Source organism: Nocardia sp. NPDC057663, from assembly GCF_042799895.1.
Classification (GTDB): Bacteria; Actinomycetota; Actinomycetes; order Mycobacteriales; family Mycobacteriaceae; genus Nocardia.
Genome location: NZ_JBHVHX010000002.1, coordinates 301,396 through 324,358 on the forward strand (window position 1 = coordinate 301,396; position 22,963 = coordinate 324,358).

Below are 22,963 nucleotides of genomic sequence, written 5' to 3' on the forward strand. Positions count from 1 at the left end.
CCGATATCACCCGCGCGCCCACCCGCCGGGGGGAGGGCGCGGCGGCGGCGATGCGGTCCGATGGACGGACCCGATCAGGAAGGCCGCGCCATGTCGGAATCCACTGTCCATCGGCCGCTCGTCGCGCCGTCGGTCGAGACCGACCAGCTCGCCGTCGACACCCTGCGGTTCCTCGCCGCCGACATGGTCGAGGCCGCGAACTCCGGTCATCCCGGCATGCCGATGGGGGCGGCGCCGATGGCGTGGACGCTGTGGAGCAGGCATCTGCGGCACGATCCGGCGGACCCGGGGTGGGCCGACCGGGACCGGTTCGTCCTCTCCGCCGGGCACGGTTCGGCCCTGCTGTACGGGCTGCTGCACCTGTTCGGCTACGACCTGCCGACCGAGGAGCTGCGCCGCTTCCGGCAGCTGGGGTCGCGGACGCCGGGCCACCCGGAATACGGGGAGACACCAGGCGTGGAGTGCACGACCGGTCCGCTCGGTCAGGGGCTGGCGATGGCGGTGGGAATGGCCTTGGCGGAGCGCATGTCCCACGCCCGCTACCCCGAGATCACCGGTCACCGCACCTACGCGATCGTCGGCGACGGGTGCCTGATGGAGGGCATCAGCCATGAGACCGCGTCGTTCGCCGGGCATCTCGGGCTGGGCCGGTTGATCGTGCTCTGGGACGACAATGCCATCACCATCGATGGTGCGGTGGACCGTTCGTGCGGTGACGACCAGATCGCCCGCTTCGCCGCCTACGGCTGGCATACCGAGGTGGTGCCGGACGGCACCGATATCGAGGCGATCGACGCGGCCATCCGCCGCGCGAAAGCCGATCCGCGCCCGAGCTTCCTGGCCGTCCGGACGGTGATCGGTCATGGCGCTCCCGAGGTGGCGGGTACGGCGAAGGCACACGGATCGCCGTTGGGCGCCGATCAGCTGGCCCGGGCCAAAGAGACTGCGGGATGGAACTATCCGCCGTTCGCGGTGCCCGAGCAGGTCGGCGCGACGTGCGCGGTGCTCGCGGAGATCGGCGCCGAGGACCGCGCCGACTGGCTCGATCGGTTCGCCGAATTCGCCGCTGCCGCACCGGAACGCGCCGACGAGTACGCCCGTGCCGGCGCGCGGATCCTGCCCGACGGGCTCCCCGATGCACTGTCCGGAACAGTCGGGGATGCGCCGCGGGCGACTCGGCAGTCCTCGCAGGCGTGCCTGGATGCCGTGCTGCCGGTGCTGCCGGAGCTGGTGGGTGGCTCGGCCGACCTCGCGGGATCGACCGGCACGTCCTGCGGTCCGGTGGTGACCCGCGATGACTACTCGCGCACCGCGATCGCGTTCGGTATCCGCGAATTCGGGATGGCCGCCATCCTCAACGGGATCAGCCTGCACGGCGGATTCCGGGTGTTCGGCAGTACGTTCCTGGTGTTCGCCGACTATCTGCGTCCTGCGTTGCGTCTGTCGGCGCTGATGGGTCAGCCGGTGATCTATGTGTTCACCCACGACTCGATCGCCGTCGGCGAGGACGGACCCACGCACCAGCCTGTCGAGCACGTCGAGTCGTTGCGTGTGATCCCGGGCCTGCAAGTGCTGCGCCCGGCCGATGACGCCGAGACCGCCCTGGCTTGGGAGTTGGCGCTCACCCGCACCGACGGTCCGACCGCGCTGATCCTGTCCAGACAGGCTCTCCCACAACACGACACCCACCGCCCGATGAACCACCCCGGGGCCGACCCGCGGTTCGCCGCAGCAGATTCCGGCACCAGACAGGTGCCTATGTCCGGCCCGCACACGACCACAGCAGGCACCGAGAAGATCGCCCCCATCAGCTCGCTAGGCGCTGCCATCAACTCGCACATCGCCGACACCGACTCGCAAGGCGAGGCCACCGACTCGCAGTGCGCTGCCGAGACCGCAGACTTTGTCGAGATCGCGGCCACCAGCTCGCCCGGAGGCCAGGACCTCCGCACTGTCGAACTCGTCGCGACCGGCTCGGAAGTCGCGCTGGCGATGGCCGTCGCCGATCAGCTTCGAGCCGACGGCGACACCGTTCGTGTGGTGTCGGTGCTGGACCGGTCGCACTACTCCCCCGACCCCGCCGCGCACACCGTCAGCATCGAGGCGGGCAGCACCGCGGGCTGGGCTGGCCTGGTCGATCTCGCGATCGGCATCGACGAGTTCGGACACAGCGGTCCCGGTGCCGAGGTCATGGCCCATCACGGCTTCACCGTGGCGGCCGTGCGCACCCGGATCCGCGAATACCTGGGTGGGACAAGATGACTCGCCTGGACGCAGTGATCTTCGATGTCGACGGCACCCTGGTCGACAGCGAACGCGACGGCCACCGGGTCGCGTTCAACGCAGCCTTCGCCGAGGCCGGGCTACCAGACCGCTGGGACGTCGACTGCTACGGCCAGCTGCTGAAGATCGCAGGCGGCACGCACCGGATGACCTACTGGTTCGAAAGCACCGGCAGGTCACCCGCGCACGCCAGGGAGCTCGCGGAACGGCTGCACCCCAACAAGACACGGATCATGCGCCGACTGGTCGAGGACGGGCAGATCCAGCCGAGGCCGGGCGCACGGCAGCTCATCGAGCAGCTCACGGCACACGGTGTCGCGCTTCATGTGGCGACGACGGGCACCCGCGCCTGGGTGGAGCCGTTGTTGTGGAACGCATTCGGTGATGTGTTCGACACCGTCGTCACCGGAACCGAAGTCCCCGATCTCAAGCCGAGCCCGGCGGCGTACCTAGAGGTGCTGGCCAGGACGGGCTGCGATCCCGAACACGCCGTGGCCGTGGAGGACTCAGCCAACGGCGTCCTGGCCGCGACGGCAGCGCGATTGCGCTGTGTCGCAGCGCAGAACGCCTACACCCGCGCACACGATCTATCCGCGGCGACGCTCGTCGCCGATGGTCTCGACGACCCGGAACTCGTCAGCTGGTTCGACACCCGTCTCGCCGAGGATCAGCGGCTGGAACGGTAGCGACGGCCCGGACCGGACAGCAGGCTCCACCGGCCGTCGGGTTCGTCGGCCGCCCCTGTGCGAATGCGCACACCGCAGACCACTGGGATGCGCTGATGCAGTTCGGCCGGTACGAACTCGACAATCAGTCCCCGCGGACATGCAGCTCGCCGCCAGCATCAGGATGGCGGCGGCATTCTGCGAGGTCGAACCGGGGTGGCCGCAGGGGTCGTTCCCTCGCGGCCCGCCGGTTCAGAAGGCGGGAACCGGGGTGGCGGCGGGGGCGGGCTCGGTGGTGGTGCCCGGACGCCGCAGGACGGTGACGCTGACGACCAAGGCCGTCGCCAGCAGCCCCGCCGCCACGGTGAAGGCCAACCGGTAACCGCTGGTCAGCGCCACGGCATCCGACACACCCACCGCGAGCTCGGTGCCTGTCCGCGAGGCGGCCAGGGTGGACAGGACCGCGATGCCGATCGCCATCCCGACCTGCTGAGTGGTGTTGAACAGGCCCGAGGCCAGCCCGGCATCGTCGGCCGCGGCACCCGACATGCCCAGTCCGGTGAGCGCGGGCAGGACCAGTCCGCCGCCGGCGATCAGCACCATCATCGGCAGCACGTCGACGACATAGTCCGCATCCACCGGAAGCCTGGTGAGCCAAGCCATTCCGGCCAGCAGCAGTACCAGACCGGTGACGAGCATGGTGCGTTCACCGAAGCGGGTGATGAGCCGGGCCGAGGCGAACAGCGACACCCCGCCGATGGCGACGGCGGCGGGCAGCATGGCCAGACCGGTCTGCACAGCGTTGTAGCCCAGCACCTTCTGCAGGTAGAGCGCGACGATGATCTGGAAGGCGAACATGGCCGACAGCGTCAGCATCTGCACCACATTGGCGCCGGACACGGTGCGGGAGCGGAAGATTCGCAGGGGCAGCAGCGGATTACGGGCGGTCGCCTGGCGGACGACGAAGGCGATCAGCAAACCGGCCGCCAGCGCGCCGAGGCCCAGGGTGTGCAGCGAGTTCCAGCCGTACCGCTCGACCTCGACCACGGTGTAGATGCCGAGCATCAGACCGGTGGTCACCAGAACCGCACCGAGAACGTCGGCGCCCGCGGACCAGCCGAGCCCACGGTCGGCGGGCAGCGCCTTGACCGCGACCAGCACGGTGACGAGCCCGATCGGCACATTGATCAGGAAGATCCAGTGCCAGTTCAGCGCGTCGGTGAGCACGCCGCCGAGCACCTGGCCGATCGAGGCGCCCGCGGCGCCGGTGAAGCTGAAGATGCCGATGGCCGTTGCCCGTTCACGCGGGCCGGGGAACATCGTCACCAGGATGCCGAGCACCACCGAGGCGGCGATCGCGCTGCCGACGCCCTGCAGGAAGCGCGCCGCGACCAGCATGGCCGGGCTCGTCGCCGCGCCGGCCAGCAGCGATGCCGCGGTGAAGACGACATTGCCGGTGAGGAACATCGTCTTGCGGCCGACCAGGTCGCCCAGCCGCCCAGCCAGCAGGAGCAGGCCGCCGAAGGCGATCAGGTACGCGTTCACGGTCCAGCTCAGACCGGCGGGAGAGAAGCCGAGGTTGTCCTGGATCGCCGGCATGGCGACGGTCACGATGCTGCCGTCGAGGATGGTCATCAGCGTCGCCGCCGACAGCACCGCGAGGGCGATGCGCTGAGAAGTGGTCATGATGCGACCGTATTAGATAGTTTCGTTGCAGACAATCTATTACGGACTATTGCCGGGCGCGACGCGCGGGCGCAGCCTCCACCGCGGTCGACAAATGACCTTCCACCAGCAGATTCAACGCACGCACCAGAGTTTCCCGCTCCGCCTTCGGCAGCGAACCGAGCGCAGCCTGATGCACGCCGTCGACGATTTCCGTACTGCGCGCGGCGAGTTTCGCCCCCTCCGGCGTCACCGCGATGATGCGGGCACGGCGGTCGGTACTCGACGGCTTGCGCTCGGCCAGGCCGGCCTTCTCCAGCGCGTCGACGGTGACGACCATCGTCGTCTTGTCCATGTCACCGAGTTCGGCGAGCTGCGCCTGGGTGCGCTCGGCTTCGAGCGCGTGCACCAGCACGCAGTGCATGCGGGCCGTCAGGCCGATCCCGGCGAGCGCCGCCGCCATCTGAGTGCGCAGGACGTGACTCGTCCGGTCGAGCAGGAAGGACAGGTCTGGCTCGGTACGCGTCGGCGCGAGGGCGGTCATAACGGCCATCATAGTTTTGTAATAGATAATCCGCATCCATCCGCAATCGCGGGAATTTCGTCGGACCGCGGTCCGTTTAGGAGATGACCGGAGCAGACCGCATCCCGAAACGAGGTTCACATGGAACTGGGGCTGACCACCTTCGCCGAGCTGTACCCCACCGGCGACCGGCCCGCGCCGACCGCTGCCCAGCGCCTGCGCCAGGTCGTCGACGAGGCCGTCGCGACCGAGGCAGCGGGCCTGGATGTCTACGGCGTCGGCGAGCATCATCGCCAGGATTTCGCAGCCTCCTCCCCCGCCGTCGTGCTGGCGGCCGCGGCGGCCCGCACCGAGCGCATCCAGCTGACGAGCGCGGTGACCGTCCTCAGTTCCGACGACCCGGTCCGGGTCTACCAGGACTTCGCGACACTGGACGGGCTGTCGAACGGCCGGGCCGAGCTGATGGCCGGACGCGGGTCGTTCACCGAGTCGTTCCCGCTGTTCGGCTACGACCTCGCCGATTACGACGCGCTGTTCGAGGAGAAGCTGGCCCTGCTGCTGCGGCTGCGCGAGGACGATCCGGTGACCTGGTCGGGCCGGTTCCGCGCGCCGCTGCGTGCGGCGACGGCCTATCCGCGGACCGACGACCGGCCGCTGCCGGTGTGGATCGCGGTCGGCGGCAGTCCCGAATCGGTCATCCGCGCGGGCCTGCTCGGTCTGCCGTTGGCGATCGCCATCATCGGCGGCCAGCCGGCGCGCTTCAAGCCGCTGGTCGAGCTGTATCACCGGGCGCTGACCGAGGGCGGCCACGAGAAGCAGCCGGTGGCGGTGCACGCGCACGGGTATGTCGCCGACACCGACGCGCACGCCGTCGCCGACTTCTACGCGCCATACGCGCTGGCCATGTCGACCATCGGCCGCGAGCGCGGCTGGGGCCCGATGACCCGCGAACAGTTCGACGCCTTGCGCTCGCAGAGCGGTTCGCTGTTCGTCGGCACTCCCGACTACGTGGCGGGCAAGATCGCGGAGGTCCGCGACACCCTCGGACTGGACCGGTTCATGCTGCACACCAGCGTCGGCACCCTCCCGCCGGAGCAGGTCCTGCACAGCATCGACCTGCTGGGCACGAAGGTGGCGCCGCAGGTGCGCTGAGCCGTCACGCCGCGGGTGCGGCTATTCGAGCGCGGCAACCTCGCCTGTCCTGCGCGCTTCCCGGCGTTCCCTGCGGCGTCGGAGATAGCGCCGGATGCGGCTGGCGCATGCGTAGACCACCCACAAGCCGATCGCGAGCAGGATGGCGGCGATCACCGCGGCCAGCACCGGGAAGAACATCGCGAGGGTGAGAACGCTGCCGACACTCAGGTCTTCGGCGGTGCTCAGCGCGATATTGGTGACCGGTTCCGGGGAGGTATTGATCGCCATCCGGGTACCGGCTTTGACGATATGGCTGGCCAAGGCGGTCGTCCCGCCGACGGCCGCGGCGAACAGGGTCGGCAGCGAATCGTCCTGACCGGCGATCAAGGCCGATACCACCGCGCCAGAGGCGGGCCGCACCACCGTGTGCACGGCGTCCCAGAACGAGTCGAGGTACGGGATCTTGTCGGCGACGGCCTCGATCAGGAACAGCACGCCCGCGGCGACGAGCACATCGGTGCGTTGGAGCCCGGCGGGCACGTCGTCGGTCCAGCCGAGCCGGCCGAACAGCCCGAGCAGGAACACCACCGCATACGCGTTGATCCCGCTGGCCCAGCCCGCGGTGAAGATCAGAGGTAGCACCGACACCCGCTCAGCGTAGGCCCGCCGACCGACAGCTCGCGGCAGCTCGACAGCCATGGTCGCGGGTCGCCGAGGTGGGACGTTCCGCGGCAGCGATCTGGAATCTATCAGCGCTAGACAAGCTAGCGGACAAATGCTACCTTTGCTCCATCATCTAGCGCTGCTAGAAATCAGGAAAGGGAAGCCGAAATGCTCATCGTCACCGGCCAGATCATTGCCGCCGTCGCCGTTCTCGCCAATGCCGTCGTCTATGGCACCGATGTCTGCGGGGCCGTGATCACCCGGTCCGTCTACCGCAAGCTCGATGATGCGACCGTGACCATGAGTGCGGGATGGGGTCACTATTACGGCGACAAACGCATGCCGGTTTTCGGTGTGAGCGGCGTGGTCACCGCGGTGCTCACACTGCTGATCGCACTGTGGGCCGGGCAGATCGGCGCCGCCGTCGCGGCGGGAATCACGGTGGCGGCGCTGCTGACCTGGCTCGCCTTCTACGTCCGCATCGCCAAGCCGATCAATTCCCAGCAGACCGCCGCCGCACAAAGCGGCATCATTCCGGCCGATGCCCGTGCGCTGCAGGACAAGTGGGACAGCATTCTGAAGTACCGGGTCACCCTGCAGTTCATCGCCATTGCCGGACTGTGCGCCGCGCTGATCCTGTTCTGATCGCACCATCGACGCTCACCTGACATCGAATTCACCGAGGAGTAACCGACATGACCTTCACCATCAATGAACAGCAGTTCCTCGCCGAGGCAGGGATCGGCCGGCTGGCCACGGTGTCGCCCGACGGCGTCGTGCAGAACAACCCGACCAGCTATCGGGTGAACGCCGACGGCACGATCGACATCGGGGGCATGCGGATGCGCACCAGTCGAAAGTACCGCAATATCGAGGCGGGCAGCCGGGTGTCGTTCGTCGTCGACCAACAGGTTTCCTTGGATCCCTACGTGATTCGCGGCATCGAGGTACGCGGCACGGCCGAGGCGCTCGATGACGAGGAGCCCCCGTTCCCACCCCAGGAACGCGCGATCATCCGCATTCACCCCGAACGGATCATCTCCTGGGGCATCGACAGCGGATCCTTCGACTTCACCAGCCGCAGCCCCGAGTAGTCAGGCATCCTGGGCAATCCCACGAGAAAGGCCGTCACCGACCGTCCGGTAGCCACTGGATATTCGGCCCCGTCAGGTGCGTCCTGGCGGGGCCTTCAGGTGCCGTGACGGCCGTTCTTGGTGAGGCCGTAGATCGCCCGCTCGCACTCCGGCTCGAAGGAGCCGAAGATGCGGTCCCAGATGATGAGCATGCCACGGTTCGGTCCGCGGGCCCGGGACACGGGGTCCGGCGCGGACGGATGTCCCCAGATCAGTCTTCGACCACAGTGCTACCACCAAGTCGGTATAAGCATCGTGAAATGCCGATGAGCGGATATCAACCGGCGAACTTCGCGGCGGCCTGCGCGGTGACCGGGGTGAAGAGGTTGATCAGGTTGCCGTCGGGATCGCGAAACAGCAACGACCGGTTCCCCCACGGCATCGTCGTGGGCTCGTTGACGAAATCCTCGACCGTATCTCGCAACCGCCGGTAATCGGCATCGACGTCGGGGACCAGGAATTCGATGATCGCGGTGTGATTGTCGGCTGGGTGCGCGCTGCCCGCAGCGAACAGCGCCACGGTGCGGGTGCTTCCGATCGCGAGGGTGCCGGCCAGTGTGACGATTTCGGCGAAATCCGGTGTAGCCCAGTGTGCTTCGACGCCGGTCACGTGCTGATAGAAACTGACCAGCCGCTGGATGTCGTCAGTGATCAGACGGATCGAGACGAGCTTCATTGTGTGCTCCTGCTGTCGGATGAGGCGGAGGTTCCACCGCCGCACGCCACGGTAGAGCCGATACCGGACAGTTTCCGCCCGGTATGGATGCGAGAATTTCCCGATGACTCGCCCCACCGCCCGAGTGCTGGCCCTGCTCGAGCTGTTGCAGACCGGCGGTACTCATACCGTCGGCGAACTCGCCGGACGGCTCGGCGTCGATGAACGCACCGTCAGGCGATACGTCACCCATCTCACCGACCTGGATATCCCGGTCCGATCGGTGCGGGGCCGCTACGGGGGATACCGGCTCGCTCCCGGATACCGAATGCCACCGCTGATGCTGACCGACGACGAGGCGGTGGCCGTGTTACTCGGGCTCCTCACCAGCCGCGGCGCCGACCGGCCGACAGCGTCCGCCCGCGCAGCCGACAGCGCGACGGCCAAACTCCGCCGCGTCCTACCCCCACGTCTGACGGCCCGGCTGGACGCACTGATCAACACGGTCGAATTCACCGCCGACGCGCGCCCGGAAGTGGCTGTCGAGACCGCCGTCCTGCTCCGGCTCGCCGAGGCCACCCGCGAGCACCGACCGGTCGCAATCGGGTACACCGACCGAAACGGGCGGTCCAGCCAACGGACCGTGCACCCCTACGGGCTCGTCGACCACTCCGGCCGGTGGTATCTGACAGGGATGGACAGCAACAGCGACGAACTACGCCAGTTCCGGCTGGACCGCATCACCGCGGTGAGCACACAACCCGGAACATTCGCTCCGCCAGCCGAATTCGAGCCAGCCGCTCATCTGCTGTCCGCATTGGCCAACGCGCCCTATCGACACGAGGTATCGATCCGAGTCCAGGGCACACTCACCCAGGTCCGCCCGCTGCTCCCCGCGACGATCGCGACCGTGCATGAGATCGACTCGCAGCCCGCTGACACCAACCCGTGGGTCCGGATCCGAATCCGCGCCGAACAACTCGACTGGATTCCCGCCCTGCTCGCCGGCCTGAACCGCCCGTTCATCATCGAGCACCCCGACACACTCAACGACGCCGTACGCGCCCTGGCCCGCCGACTCACCGCGTCCGCCGACGGCCGATACCAAACCATAGGTAGCCGCCCGGACGCCGGTTGAGCGGGGGCGACCTGGGTATGACGACGTAGCGACAGTGGCGGACACTCGCGCCCTGGGCAGGCCGCAGCGCAACGAGCTGGGCTACCTTCCTGAAACCGCGCCGCGCGCGCATCGTCCCGAAGGACGTCGGCCTGCCGCTGGGCCCGCGTCGGCGGACACCCGGCCTGCGGCGCGAGGAGGTCGCTCAGCTCTCGGGGTGCGATCTCGGTTACACACTCGCCCAGCGTAAACCGGCTCACCGACATCGAGCGGCACCCCGACTCCCCACGGTTGTTACCTTGGTTTCATGGTCAGTGCGGCATCGACCCGGCGGCGTGAAGAGTTGCGCGATTTCCTGCGGTCGCGGCGGGAACGGGTCCGGCCCGGCGATGTCGGGCTGCCCGCGGCGGGTCGTCGACGTACGCCCGGTCTGCGGCGCGAGGAAGTCGCGATGTTAGCCGGGGTGAGATGTCGGTTACACACTCCTCATAGCCCGACTGGGAGGCAAACGCATGACACCGCATGCAGCAGCCCCTAGCTGGTGTGTCGGTGATGACGATGGTCAGTCGCACTGAAAGGTTCGAGGATCGCTCATCTTGTGTCGGACGGTTGATCTAGTGTCCGATGCATGGGGAGCTTTGACGAACTCGTTGATCACTTGGATGTCGATCCTGTCCTGCGAGGCAAGCAGTTCGAGCATCTCTGCAAGTGGTTCTTGACCAATGACCCTACCTATATGGCCACGCTACAACGGGTGTGGTTGTGGGATGACTGGCCGGGCCGCTGGGCTGCCGACGCTGGCATTGACCTGGTTGCCGAAGATCGCAGCGGGAAGTTCTGGGCCATCCAGGCCAAGGCCTACGCTACGGATAACGCGGTAACCAAGAACGACGTGAACAAGTTTCTCGCCGAGTCATCGCGTGCGATCTTCTCCTTTCGGCTGCTGATTGCTACTACCGACAAACTGCACCACATCGCGCGGCGAACGATCAATGACCAAGAAAAGCATGTCAGCTTTGTGGGTTTGAGTGACCTGCGGACATCGGAGGTCGACTGGCCGAGCGAGCCGACGGACCTCCGTCCGTCGCCGCTGCCGAAGTCGGCTGAGCCACGTGACTACCAGTGTGAAGCCATACGCAACGTCGTCGAAGGCTTCCGGACCGCTGACCGTGGGCAGCTCATCATGGCTTGCGGCACCGGGAAGACCCTCACTTCCTTGTTCATCAAGGAAGAACTCGATGCCAAGCGGACCCTTGTCCTGCTGCCCTCGCTGTCACTGCTCAAGCAGACGATGCATATCTGGAGGGTGAACGCCAAGACGCCGTTCGAGTCTCTGCCGGTCTGCTCCGACGATACCGTTGCCGAGCACGCCGACGAAGCTGTCACTCACATAAGCGAGTTGGGCGTGCCTGTCACAACCGAACCTGCCGATATTGCGGCGTTTCTGCGTCGACGGTCGGGACCTCGGGTGGTCTTCTCGACCTACCAATCGTCTCCGCAGATCGCCGCAGCTTTCACACTCGGACGGCTGCCCGCGTTCGAGCTGGTGGTCGCTGACGAGGCACACCGGGTCGCCGGTGACGAGTCCACTATTTTTGCAACGGTTCTCGAAGCTGACGCTATCAAGGCGCACCGCCGCCTGTTCATGACCGCAACGCCGCGCTATTACACCGGTCGCGTTCGAAAGGCCGCACAGGACGCGGAACTGGAGGTTGCGTCGATGGACGATCCGACCAGATTCGGTGAGGTGTTCCACCGACTGAGTTTCGGCGAGGCCATCAGCCGGAAACTTCTCACCGACTACCAGGTCGCCATTGTCGGTGTAGACAACGCGACGTACCTCGAGTGGGTGGAAAAGGGCACCTTGATCATGCGCGAGGGCAAAGCCACCGACGCACGGACTCTGGCAAGCCAGATTGGGCTGGCCAAGGCGATGCGGAAGTACGACCTCCGGAGGATTATCAGCTTTCATTCCCGCGTCGCCCGCGCCCGCGCGTTCGCTTCCGAGATGCCGGAGGTCATCGAGTGGATGCCAGCCCGCCAGCGACCGAAGGGCACGTTGTGGACCGGACACGCCTCTGGAGAGATGACCGCCGGTGAACGCCATGTTCGCCTCCGACGGCTGCGGCAACTTGAGAACGGCGAACGCGGGCTGTTGGCCAACGCTCGATGCCTCTCCGAGGGGGTCGATGTCCCGACACTCGACGGTGTTGCGTTCATCGACCCTCGCCGAAGTGAGGTGGACATCGTGCAGGCTGTCGGCAGGGCGATCCGGTTGGCAGAAGACAAGACCATCGGAACAATCGTTATTCCGGTATTCATCGACACCGAGACCGACCCGGAGACGGCGCTCAACCATTCCTCCTTCAAACCAGTGTGGGATGTCATCAATGCGCTCCGGGTCCACGATGACGAGCTAGCCGAGCAAGTCGACAACGCCCGCTTCGAACTCGGCAGGATGGGCGGTCGCGCAAAGCTTCCGGACAAGATCCATCTCGATGTATCGCCGCGGGTCAGTGCGAGTTTCGCCCGTGCATTTGACGTTCGCCTGGTCGAGAAGACCAGCGCGAAATGGGAGTACTGGTATGGGTTGCTTGCCAGGTACGCCGCTGCGAATGGCGCGGCACAGGTTCCCGTCGACTTTGTCATCGAGGGGTTCGCGCTCGGACAGTGGGCGAGTGTGCAGCGCGGTATGTACACAAAGGGAACGCTGAGCGACGACCGGCGAGCCAGACTGGAGACGCTACCGGGCTGGTCGTGGGATTTCCTGTCGGAGAGGTGGGAGGTCTGGATGGGCTTGATGAACAAATTCGTCGCCGAACATGGTCATGCCAACGTGCCGTTTCCCTACATCGTCGGCGCGTACAACCTCCGCAGCTGGGTTGCCGTCCAGCGCGGGGCATATCGCCGAGGAAATTTGCCCGAAGCACGTATCCGTGAACTCGAAGCTCTGCCGGGCTGGTTGTGGGACGTAGTTCAGGACGTCTGGCAGCAGAATTACGACGCTCTCACGATGTTCGCTGAACGTGTCGGGCACGCCCGTGCCCCACAACGGCATGTGGAGGGCAAGTTAAACATCGGGACGTGGGTCACGGTTCAACGCAGAAACCGTGAGGAGATGTCTGCGGAACGGCGGGCCCTTCTGGAAGCCCTCCCCGGATGGTCATGGGACCCCTTCACCGAACGCTGGGAGATTGCATACACGGTCCTGGTGAAGTTCAACGAACGGGAGGGTCATGCTCGTGTTCCCAATTCGCATCGCGAGAATGGCATTCCGCTGGGGACATGGGTTACGCAGCAACGCAGCAAGCAGGACAAGCTAACCATCGAGCAACGGAAGCGGCTGGAGGCACTTCCGGGCTGGAACTGGGACGCACGGTCGGACATGTGGAATCGAAAGTTCGCGCTCTTGCGACAGTTCCAGCAGCGGGAAGGACACGCACTAGTTCCACAAAAACACATCGAAGACGGCATCAAGCTTGGATCGTGGATCAACGAGCAACGGAACAGAAAGGAGCAGATCGGTGACGAACGGCGGGTGCTTCTGGAGTCCGTGCCCGGGTGGGCATGGGATCCGCATACCGCAGCCTGGGAACGCGGATACCGCGCCTTGGTTGACTTTGCACATCGAGAGGGACACGCTCGCGTCTCCGCCGGACACGTCGAGGCCGGTGTGAGGCTTGGAGTGTGGGTGGGTGAGCAACGGGTAAACCAAGTTACGATGTCCCCGGAACGTAGAAGGCGGCTCGAAACAGTCCCGGGCTGGAGCTGGAATTCCATAGAGGACTCCTGGATGGAGCACCTTGAGGTGTTACGAGTATTCGCCGCGAGGGAGGGACACACCAACGTTCCCGTGGACCACATCGAAGACGGCTTAAAGCTCGGGCAGTGGACAAGGCTCCGGCGGCGCGAGGATACGAAACTCACACCGCGCAGAAGAGAGTTACTGGAAGCCGTTCCTGGATGGTTCTGGGGCAAGAAGGCGGACTATGTCTGGAGTCAGAAGTTTGGGCTCTTGGAGCAGTTCGTCGCGCGCGAAGGTAACGCGCGCGTTCCGTCTACTCATATTGAAGTGGGTGTAAAGCTCGGCGGCTGGGTGACAGAGCAGCGGGCGGGGAGAGCGAACCTTCCTGCTGACCGAAAAGCCAAATTGGAAGCCTTGACGGGTTGGAGCTGGACATTCGACCAGGACGTATGGAGCGAACGATACGACCTAGTAGTAAAGTACGCGGCCCGAGAGGGACACTCCCGTGTGCCGCAGAGTCACATCGAGGGCGAGATAGCGCTCGGTTCGTGGGTCGCAGTTCAGCGGCAGAAACGAGATGCGCTGACCGCGGAGCGCCTAAAGAAGCTGGAAAACCTTCCCGGTTGGACGTGGAGCCCGCACGATGCACGATGGGATAGCGCGTACGAGCTTTTGCGGGAGTCCATCGAGGAGTACGGTACTAGTCATCTGCCATATGACCGCATATACAAAGGCATGAGACTAGGCAGCTGGGTAAGCCTCCAGCGCAGCAATTATGCGAAGGACAAGTTGAGCACGGAGCGTCAACACAAGCTAGAAAAGCTCACCGGGTGGGAGTGGACTACTTAGACCGCGTCCGATCGCGCAGCAGTGAAGCGGAACTGGCGGGACCCGTCTGTTCAATCCACTCGCGCCGAACTAGCAGGTCAGGTCATCGACGCTGAGCGCTCGGGCTGGTCCGGGGGCGAGTAGTGCCTAGTTAGCACTACTCGCCGGGGAGAGATGTTCGTTACACACTCCTTGATGTGTCTGGTGTGCCGTCTGGCGTCGACGGCTGATCAGTCGCGATCACGGGTAGTCGCAATGAGAATGTGTGGGTCTGGACCCCCGCCGCCGGTCAGGAACCCGCGATCCCTTCCGGTGGCCCCGCTACGGTACCGGCGGTAGACACCATCCGAAAGGACGAGCGCTACTACGCAATTCGAGAAGCGGCCACTTGCAGACACTGACCATCTGAGGTGAGTGTGGGCTGCGGCCGAGGCATGGTGGGCGCGTAACGTGCTACTGCTTGCCAGCGACGAAGGGGCAAGCACGGTCGAACCAATAGGTGAGTCGGGCGTAGCCGAAGATGCGGACAAATCCAGGGAGGCGGAGGCAAGATGACGAGTGACGGTGGCGCTGTCGCGGCGTTTGGATTCCGATTCCAATATCTTGTCACGGTCGAAGAGTTCCTTCGTACCGTGACCGGCAGCTCGGATGACCCGGGTTCCCTCGTTCTGATCGTGGAGCCAAGACGACATGACATCGGTGTTGGCAACGACGACGACGTCGTCGACTTTGCGATCGAGCGCAACGGGCGAGTCGAACGCCATGTGCAGGTCAAATCGTCCGTGGTGCCGTCCGAGTCGAACACACTCGGATATGCCGACGTCGAAAAGATCTTCGCCAGAATGGGCAGCGAGGGGGAGGAGGCAGCGGTCCTGACGAACAGGCCATTGGCGCCGAAACTCGTCGGCGCCTGCGGTAATCCGTCGAGATCTGCGGAGGGCAGCGTGGCCTATCTTGTCACGGCTGCCGAACTCACGCAGGGCGAGTCGTCGCCACGCAGGATGGTCATGCGGGATGATCGCGGCGCTGCGGCAATTAAAGGATCAATTCTGGCGTTGATCCGTGGGATCCGACGCGATCGGGCGCTCGGCCAAGGCGAGACTTCCGCGGGGTTGCTTGCCGCGCTGCTGATGGATGCTGTGTTTGATTCGGCCGCGGACCTGGCCGCACGCCGGATCAGCGGCGCCGACATCAACGATCTGCTGTGCATCCCGGATGCACAAGTTGCGCATGTGCTGCGTCGCTTCGACTGGGGTGTGCCGTTACTCGAGGTTCCACGCCTTGTGTCCCCAGTGGCGCGGACAGCTGAGCTGATGGAGCTGACCGCCTTGTTTACCGAAAGCGTCGCGTCGCGGAATCCGCGCGCTGTTGTGCTGACCGGTGTGACAGGGTTCGGTAAGAGCACCATCGCCGCCGATTTCTGTCACCTGAATCGACATTTCTACGAGCACGTCTGCTGGATCGACTGCCGTACACAGGGACTGGTGGAAGCCAAGGCGAAGTCCATCCTCGTCGACCTCGGGGTCGACGAGGAAGCGATCGGAGACGTTCCGACTGCCTTTCGATCCGAGATGGCCCGCCTCGGTGGTCCGTTCGTTTTGGTCTTCGACGGTGCCATCACACGGCAGCAGATCGAGCCGTACATACCGTCGAGCGGATGCGGATTCGTCATCGTCACGTCCACCAACAGCATCGGATGGTGGAGCGCAGCAACGCAACTGCAGATTGACGCCTTTACTGAAGAGGAAGCGGTTGCCTGCTTCGAGGCATTCGCTCAGTTCGAGTCGGATACCCACACGCCCGCGATCATCGAGATTGTCGAACGGCTCGGCCGGGTGCCTTTGGCGACCGCTATGGCAGCGTCGTACTTCCGCAATGCGGATGAAGACGTCTCCCAGCTGTCGAGGCAATATTTCGCACGGCTCGACTCGCTGTCCGAAGCGACGGCAGTGCCCGAGGGGTACGACAAGACGGCGTTCGCAGCGATCCGGTTCGCGGTGGCGCAACTGGGGCTCGACTCCAGCCCCGAGCGCAGGAGTGAGACTCGGGCGTTGATCTACCACGCCGCTTTCATGGCACCAGAGCTCATCCCGGTGAACCTACTCCTGCAGACCGTGTCCGAGACGACCACAGTCAATCTGCTGGATCCCCCCAAGCCGCAAATCGCCGATCAAGCACGCCGCAACGGGGTCCTTACTAATCTCCGAACTCAATCAATCGCGAAGCGACGCCACTATGCGGACTCATCTACGGTCGTCAATCCGGCCAGCGACACGATTAGTATCCACCCACTCGTCCATGAGATTCTCCGCGAGATCCACCGCCGTAGCGCGCCGGACGAGTACGTGGTGGATCTGCTGGCTCTCCTGATGACCTGCACGATGGGTTGGATCGCGGCGCTCCGATCCAAAGGTCAATTCTTCGCCTTGGAACAGCTCATGGTGCACGCACGGTGGATCCTGGAACTGGTTTCGGCGGTTCAGCTAACAAGCGTCATCGATCCCAGCAGGGTCTATGTATTTCGATGCGCGAGGTTGTTCCTCCGATACGAGATCGCAACCACTCACGCATCCCGCGGTCACTACGACAACAGTGTGAACGAGATCGAGCTTGCGCTGGACGAGGTCAGCGATCTGACCTTGAGCCATGGCGCTCAGTTCCTTGCCGCTACGGCGGCGTGTGCGGCACTCGCTGACAACGTTCTGGGCAATCTAGGTCAACAGCGCTGCGCGATGTGGGCCGATCGGGCGCTGGCGGAGTTGATCAAGTTCGATGCGGTGGGCGGACCGAACCGCGGTGACCAGTTGGTCCGGCTGGCGATCCAAGCTGCGCAATCCATCGAACAGTCAAATATCGAGAGTAAACAGGACCTCATCGACAAGTTCGGCGAGATCGCCTGCCGTCAGAGTATTTCGGCGGTTCCCGACGCAGTACAGATCGAGAGCCTTCAAGAGCTTGTTGTCCGGGGCGAGTTCGCTGCGGTTCTCGAACTCGTACAGCGGATGCGGGGTTCGGAGCCTTCTGCGGACGAGCAGGTCATGTACGACCACTTCGACGCCATAGCCTACCTTCATCTCGGCCGATTCTCGGACGCCGAACAGGCAATCGACCGCATCTTGCAACTCGCAGGAAGATGGTCGTACCTCCATACGTCACTAAGACTGGCAAGCAAGGCGATCGACAGAGCGTTGCGGCAGACACGACCTGAATGGCACGCTCGATCAGCTCGACTCCAAACCCAACACGTTGCAGTGCAGCAACTTCTGGACCGCTTATCCGCTGAGGCTGCCTCCTAGGCACGGCTCGGGTCGGCCGAGACGACACGGTCTCGACCATCGCCGCCGGGATCGGTCGGGCATGTGGAACCGTGTTTGGCGCCGGCGCTGAGCGAAGGGCGAAATAGCGGCTCGCCTCGTTCGCGCTCTTGACTTGGCGGGAAACCTATGAAATCCCGAGATCAGGCGCGGGATCGCGTCAGTCCACGTCTGTGAGCGTCAGCTCGACGGATCTTCTGTAGCTCCTGCTACATGGAGTGCAGAGGTGGAACGACTCGCAGGGGTGAGATGTCAGTTACACACTCCTCAATTTGAGTCCGAGCAAAGTAATGGCCGCCAGAAGGGGAAGCGGGACACCTGCGCGAGCGGGGCCGTCAGTAGCGAGAGTTAGGGTGCGCGGCCTGCCGGACGATTGCCAACGCAGGTCCTGTGCCGTGCTCGGCGTGGACGGCAACTTACACGGTTGCCCGCGAGCGTTGGCGGTTCAGTGCAGGCGTACGCTAGTTGGCGACAAGAGCGATCAGTAGCTCACGAGCGAATGTCTAAGTGCCGCAGACTATCCCGTGAGGTGCTGGATGAACGGGGAAGGCTGACGAGGGTTGGACAAGCCAAAGGGCGGACTCTTCAGCGGATTCGAAGGATTCATTGTGCCAGGCCCGCCTGAAACGAGCGCGGCGTTGCGGACAGGGATTCTAGCTGTCGATACCAATGTCCTATTGAACCTGTATCGATACAACGAGACCACGAGGAAGGACCTCCTCGCCGTCCTGAGCGCTGCGGGCGGACGCCTGTTCGTACCTCATCAGGTTGTCCGAGAGTTCTGGCGCAATCGGCAGTCTGTGCTCGGCGGACTCGGCGGGGCGAAGCGGGAGGTTCAGTCTGCCCTGAATAGGAACTGCACCTCGACGAACGATGCGATCAGACGCTGGGCGAAGAGCGTCGCGTTATCGGAGGAACGACTCAACCAGTTGCTCGAACAGACGAACTCCTTCTTTGAGTCGATCAGCGGGGAGTTGGGGGACGGACCCGCCCGCGTGAGCGCCCACCTTCCAACATCCGAGGATAGCGTGCTAGCCGAGTTGGCTTCCTTGTTGGCCGAAGCGGTAGGTGGCGAACTGCCCCCAGGAGCGTGGGCGGCCGCGGTAGCCGAAGGCGAGCGCCGGGTGAAGGACAACGAGCCACCAGGATTCAAGGATGCGGACAAACTTGAGTCCGATCTGCCCGAACGTGCATCGGGTGACTACATTATTTGGCTGCAGCTTCTAATCGAGGGTGAGGCTGCAGGTAAAGATCTGGTGCTGGTCACTGCGGACACCAAGGAAGACTGGTGGGACCGTGCTGAACGTGGTCAGCTGATCGGGCCGCGGAGGGAGTTGATCGAGGAGTATTTCGGTAGGACCGGCCGCCGGTTTTTTCTTCTTGAGCCATCTAGTCTTTTGCAGCACTCGGCATCGCTTGGCGTAGGGACCAGCGTGGAGTCGGTACAGGAAATCCAGCGTGTCCGGGACGAGCCCGATGATATTCCGTGGGACTTCAGCGCCGTTATGGCGGTCCTGACACGGTTGGATCAAGGAAAATACGTTCAGGCGCAGGTTATCAGGGAGGCGGCAGCGAATGGCGGTGGTATCTCGCGGCGCCGTGTCTACGAACTTGACGGTCGTGATCAGGAGCAGACACTCCGTGGGTTCACCCGTCCGGTAACAAGGGTCACCGCCGAACTTCAGGAGGTAGGGCTGGTGCCGTACGGTGTTGAACCACTTCTAGACGCAAGATACGACGCGGGGGTGAAATCCTCGCATTTCGCGGTGCCAGCGGAAGTGGTAGACATTCTGCGTCGTCAGACATCTGCGATCTCTGACATCCAGGCTCGAGTTGAAAAAGCATTCGCAGAGGCAAATTTCGGCTACGAAGCAATTGATCCAGTGAATATCTATGACACGGGCCAGTTCAGGATCGCGGAGTCGTTGGAACAGGAACTTGAAGCGATGCGCGAAGCGCGCCGCCAGGTCGGAAGGAGACCCCGGAGCGACTGAAGCCATGTCCTGAGTATTCATCGGTTGACCTTCTCCGCAGTTGCTGTCATATGGCGTGCGGAGGGGTGTCAACTTGCTGGTCTGAGTCTCACCTGGCACACGTGGCTGGACCAAGCATGGCGAATGAGGTGCGTAGTCAGCAGGAGCGGGCTGACAATGCCTTCCAGCAGCAACGGGCGGCGGAGAAGGTCAGGCGCTGTCGCCTTCGATGCCTCGTTGGTGGAGTTGGTCCACGGGCAGACACGCGTGGCGGCGGTGTTGAGCTGCACGGGGATTGTGGGCTGATTCGTAGTCCCACCATTGTTCAGCCCGCTTCCAAGATGGTCCGCGCACGACTTGGCGTACCTGAGAGCGGCGAAGGCTGGGCAGCGCGACCTGCATGGCACGGTCTCGAAGGTGCGTGACGAATCGTGGTTCGTCGCTTCGGTCGACTCCGGGTATGCCGGGGGTGAGGTCGAATGCTCTAACTGCAGATGCGCGGGCAAAAAGTTTCAATACCGGCGCCCAGTTGGGTGCCGTTGGGGTGTCGTCGCTGTGGCTGGGGTGCACGCTGGTCAGCAGATGGTGGAAGCGCGCAGAGTCCAGATAGTCAGCGGGCAGGTAGCCGCCGCCGAGTGCAAGATCCCATCGGGAGTAGTTGCTGGCGACAACCTGCCGGGGCGGCACGTGCATCAGGACTGCCACATGACCGGGCGAGACATGGTGACGGTTGCAAACGGGTAGGCCATCTCCGCACGACGAATCACACACAAGGTTGCGCAGATCGGTGGTCGACTCGGCACCGCGTTGGTTGGTGATGTAGGCCCATACCGGGGGACTCGGATCATCGAGCGGGACCAACCCTTGCAAGATCATGGCGTTGGTCATCAGCGCATACATCCCACGCCGGTCTTCCCGGACAGTGCTCCACGTCGGAACATGTTCACCGTTGGTTCGTTCCGCCACGCATCGGTGCGTTGCCTCCGACCAGCAGACCAGCCGCCCTCGGTCATCGGTGTAGTCGAGGACCTGTCGTTTGACGACAGCCAGTTGGTGTTCAAGGGTGAAGACCGACGCTTTCATCATCTCCACCGCCTGGGCTTCGATCCGAAGCCCAGGCGCAGTCTCATCGGCAGTCAGGCGAGGAAGATCGGCAACCATCGCCATTACGCGTTCTTCATCGAGTGCGACTATTTCGCCGGTGCTGTAAGGCTGGGGTTCGATGCGGGGAGAGACGGCGGGCTGGCGTGGTACGAAGGCACCTCACAAGGCTGAGCTATCGACTCGACTACTCTAGCGGCTGGATGGCAGGAGCCGGTCGGAGAGATCACCAACCCATCGCATAGAGGGCGCCTTACGTTCGCGAGTTCAAAAGCTGTAGTAACGCACAGCCTGCAGATCGAGCCTCTACGGCACTTCTGCTTCGGAAACGCTTGGCGCGTAACAGAGCTCGCCGCAAGAACGGTTTGCACGATGTGAAGCTCTCCAGAGGTGAAAACGCTACTGTCACTGCGTCAACCGTCGCGGTGATGCTTAGGTGGGGATCCCAGTACGAAGTCGATCCGCAGGCGCTTCTCCTGGCCGAGAACGGAAAGATCCGGACGAACGACGATTTCGTATTCTATAATGCGGCTCGCCACCCGTCAGGTGCGGTCTCGCTGACCGAATCTGGCACTGGCCGTGCCGTTCTCACGGTCTCGCTTGCCGGTGTTGAAACAGCGGTTTCCCGCATCGTCGTCTCGGCATCTGTTGACGAGGGATCGTTCCGCGACGTCCGGGACTTCGTGCTGACGGTCCAGGACGGGAGCGACGCACTGATCTCGTTCGAGGTCGATCAGCCCGATGCTGTTGCCGCGATGGTGCTCGGCGAGTTCTATCGACGAAACGGCACGTGGAAGTTCCGGGCGGTCGGCCAGGGCTGGACAAGCGGGCTGCGTGGACTTGCCGAAGAATTCGGTGTGGAAGTTGACGACGCGCCCGCGCACCCACAGCCAGCAGGATCGCCGGTTCCCGCACCTAACGGCGCGGCACCCGAGCAATCCCCGGTGCGGATGGAACCGGGGTGGTATCCGGAGGTGGCGCGCTCAGGTCAGCTGCGCTGGTGGAACGGCGCCAGTTGGACCGACGACACGCGGCAACTAATTCCGTCGGATCCGGCGTTGTGCGACCGCTGTGGCAGAGAACGGCGGATCCCCCGGTTCGGTAGCCCGCCACCGTGCCGGTGGTGTGAGTCCGACGTCAACAGATTCATGCAGACGTGGCGATCCCAGGCTTGGCGGGTGCTGACAGAGTCCGGGCCCCGCGGCAGCGGATGGGAAGAGCTTTGGGTCGCTCTGCGTTTCGAACGGATTCATGAAGCCAGCGGACGAGAAGCTATGCGTCCTCTCGCCGTCGCCTATTTGGAACGCGTGGTCGCGTTCGCCTTCGCCGACGACGAAATCGAAGCCAATGAGCTGGATGACTTCGAGCGAGCGGTCGTCAATCTTCAGGCGGCGGTTGACCTGGGGGTCGCCCAACGACGTGTCGAAGAGCTCCGTCAGCGCATGCTCAGGGGTCGATCGCTGACACAGGTTCGTGCCGGCGAGCTCCCTCGCATACAGCGATCGGACCTGCACCTGGAAGCGGACGAGACGCTGTACGTCGACGTCAACGCGTCACAGATCAAGTACCTGGCCAGCGGACCACGGCACAACAGCGGCAGGTTGATTGGTAGCAGCAAGAAGCTCCGCTTCATCGGCGCCGGAGCTGGTACCGAGCTGCCTTGGACGAAAATCGTCTCGATCACGAGTGAGTACGGGAACGTCATCGTCTCCGCGACCACCGCCCGTGGAGGTGGAACATACGGCGTCCCCGATCCCGAATACGTTGCAGCGGTGTTGGAGGGAGCGCTGCGGATCGCGAAGCGACTGGTTCTCGCTCCGGGACAACGCGATACCCGATCGATACCGCCCGATGTGAAATCCGAGGTGTGGCAACGAGACGGCGGCCGCTGTTGCCAATGCGGCGATGCCCACTACCTCGAATTCGATCACGTCATCCCGTTGAGTCGAGGTGGCGCTACCAGCGTCGGAAACCTCCAAATCCTGTGCCGTCGGTGCAATCTTGAGAAGGGCGCAAGGATCTGACCGATGTGTCCTCGTCGCCACGAAGCGCAAGTGCGCATCAACCTTTTCGGACGGCGCACTGGCAGCTGGTGAGACTGGGCTCAGCTCAGTCTCACCAGCGCGGACCACTGTCCAGCCGCCGAGGTGCTCGCCGGTGGTGC

At 64.1% G+C, this 22,963-nt stretch carries 16 protein-coding genes and 2 pseudogenes; 13 read left to right on the plus strand and 5 right to left on the minus strand.

Annotation, left to right across the window (positions count from 1 at the left end; translation table 11 throughout):
• The first annotated feature begins 60 nt into the window (after positions 1-60).
• Positions 61-2,262 carry a transketolase family protein gene (locus ACFVAV_RS06035; RefSeq protein WP_379030719.1) on the plus strand — a complete coding sequence of 734 codons (2,202 nt, stop codon included), beginning with the start codon at positions 61-63 and terminating at the stop codon, positions 2,260-2,262.
• On the plus strand, positions 2,259-2,969 hold the full coding sequence (locus ACFVAV_RS06040) for an HAD-IA family hydrolase (protein ID WP_379030722.1): 711 nt from the start codon (positions 2,259-2,261) through the stop codon (positions 2,967-2,969). The genes ACFVAV_RS06035 and ACFVAV_RS06040 overlap by 4 nt, the downstream gene beginning before the upstream one ends.
• Positions 2,970-3,200: 231 nt before the next feature.
• Here the strand turns inward: ACFVAV_RS06040 and ACFVAV_RS06045 are convergent, their stop codons facing one another.
• Positions 3,201-4,634: a DHA2 family efflux MFS transporter permease subunit gene (locus ACFVAV_RS06045; RefSeq protein WP_379030724.1), complete on the minus strand. Its 1,434-nt coding sequence runs from the start codon at positions 4,632-4,634 to the stop codon at positions 3,201-3,203.
• A 46-nt stretch (positions 4,635-4,680) separates the two neighbouring features.
• A complete protein-coding gene (locus ACFVAV_RS06050) occupies positions 4,681-5,157 on the minus strand; it encodes a MarR family winged helix-turn-helix transcriptional regulator (RefSeq protein WP_379030727.1) in 477 nt (158 codons plus the stop codon).
• A gap of 120 nt (positions 5,158-5,277) precedes the next feature.
• On the opposite strand from ACFVAV_RS06050, the gene ACFVAV_RS06055 reads away from it, so the two are divergent.
• Entirely contained in the window at positions 5,278-6,288 is a 1,011-nt protein-coding gene (locus ACFVAV_RS06055) for an LLM class flavin-dependent oxidoreductase (RefSeq protein WP_379030730.1), read from the plus strand.
• Between the two features lie 21 nt (positions 6,289-6,309).
• Here the strand turns inward: ACFVAV_RS06055 and ACFVAV_RS06060 are convergent, their stop codons facing one another.
• A complete protein-coding gene (locus ACFVAV_RS06060) occupies positions 6,310-6,918 on the minus strand; it encodes a DUF4126 domain-containing protein (RefSeq protein ID WP_379030733.1) in 609 nt (202 codons plus the stop codon).
• A 183-nt stretch (positions 6,919-7,101) separates the two neighbouring features.
• Between ACFVAV_RS06060 and ACFVAV_RS06065 the strand changes: the two genes are divergently transcribed.
• Together ACFVAV_RS06065 and ACFVAV_RS06070 are read left to right on the plus strand one after the other, a co-directional pair.
• Positions 7,102-7,578, plus strand: coding sequence for a DUF1772 domain-containing protein (locus tag ACFVAV_RS06065; RefSeq protein ID WP_379030736.1), 477 nt, complete (start codon positions 7,102-7,104; stop codon positions 7,576-7,578).
• A gap of 50 nt (positions 7,579-7,628) precedes the next feature.
• Positions 7,629-8,027 carry a PPOX class F420-dependent oxidoreductase gene (locus ACFVAV_RS06070; RefSeq protein WP_379030739.1) on the plus strand — a complete coding sequence of 133 codons (399 nt, stop codon included), beginning with the start codon at positions 7,629-7,631 and terminating at the stop codon, positions 8,025-8,027.
• 316 nt (positions 8,028-8,343) lie between these two features.
• On the opposite strand, the gene ACFVAV_RS06075 is transcribed toward ACFVAV_RS06070, so the two are convergent.
• Complete coding sequence (locus ACFVAV_RS06075) at positions 8,344-8,742, minus strand: VOC family protein (protein ID WP_379030742.1); 399 nt, start codon at positions 8,740-8,742, stop codon at positions 8,344-8,346.
• Between the two features lie 103 nt (positions 8,743-8,845).
• Here ACFVAV_RS06075 and ACFVAV_RS06080 point away from each other — a divergent pair, with 103 nt between their 5' ends.
• The 6 genes and pseudogenes from ACFVAV_RS06080 (at position 8,846) to ACFVAV_RS06105 (ending at position 19,719) form a co-directional block, all read left to right on the plus strand.
• On the plus strand, positions 8,846-9,859 hold the full coding sequence (locus ACFVAV_RS06080) for a helix-turn-helix transcriptional regulator (protein WP_379030745.1): 1,014 nt from the start codon (positions 8,846-8,848) through the stop codon (positions 9,857-9,859).
• Between the two features lie 76 nt (positions 9,860-9,935).
• A pseudogene (locus tag ACFVAV_RS06085) lies at positions 9,936-10,071 on the plus strand (transcriptional regulator); the annotation flags it as partial.
• 74 nt (positions 10,072-10,145) lie between these two features.
• Positions 10,146-10,322, plus strand: a pseudogene (locus ACFVAV_RS06090) (transcriptional regulator); the annotation flags it as partial.
• Between the two features lie 144 nt (positions 10,323-10,466).
• On the plus strand, positions 10,467-14,432 hold the full coding sequence (locus ACFVAV_RS06095) for a Helicase associated domain protein (RefSeq protein ID WP_379030748.1): 3,966 nt from the start codon (positions 10,467-10,469) through the stop codon (positions 14,430-14,432).
• 530 nt (positions 14,433-14,962) lie between these two features.
• Positions 14,963-17,707: an ATP-binding protein gene (locus ACFVAV_RS06100; protein ID WP_379030751.1), complete on the plus strand. Its 2,745-nt coding sequence runs from the start codon at positions 14,963-14,965 to the stop codon at positions 17,705-17,707.
• Positions 17,708-18,285: 578 nt separating this feature from the next.
• On the plus strand, positions 18,286-19,719 hold the full coding sequence (locus ACFVAV_RS06105) for a PIN-like domain-containing protein (protein WP_379030754.1): 1,434 nt from the start codon (positions 18,286-18,288) through the stop codon (positions 19,717-19,719).
• A 189-nt stretch (positions 19,720-19,908) separates the two neighbouring features.
• Here ACFVAV_RS06105 and ACFVAV_RS06110 read toward each other — a convergent pair whose 3' ends face one another.
• Positions 19,909-20,586 carry a hypothetical protein gene (locus ACFVAV_RS06110; RefSeq protein ID WP_379030757.1) on the minus strand — a complete coding sequence of 226 codons (678 nt, stop codon included), beginning with the start codon at positions 20,584-20,586 and terminating at the stop codon, positions 19,909-19,911.
• 51 nt (positions 20,587-20,637) lie between these two features.
• On the opposite strand from ACFVAV_RS06110, the gene ACFVAV_RS06115 reads away from it, so the two are divergent.
• Both ACFVAV_RS06115 and ACFVAV_RS06120 read left to right on the plus strand, forming a co-directional pair.
• A complete protein-coding gene (locus ACFVAV_RS06115; protein ID WP_379030760.1) occupies positions 20,638-20,973 on the plus strand; it encodes a hypothetical protein in 336 nt (111 codons plus the stop codon).
• A 200-nt stretch (positions 20,974-21,173) separates the two neighbouring features.
• A complete protein-coding gene (locus tag ACFVAV_RS06120; protein ID WP_379030763.1) occupies positions 21,174-22,823 on the plus strand; it encodes a TerD family protein in 1,650 nt (549 codons plus the stop codon).
• Positions 22,824-22,963: the final 140 nt, after the last annotated feature.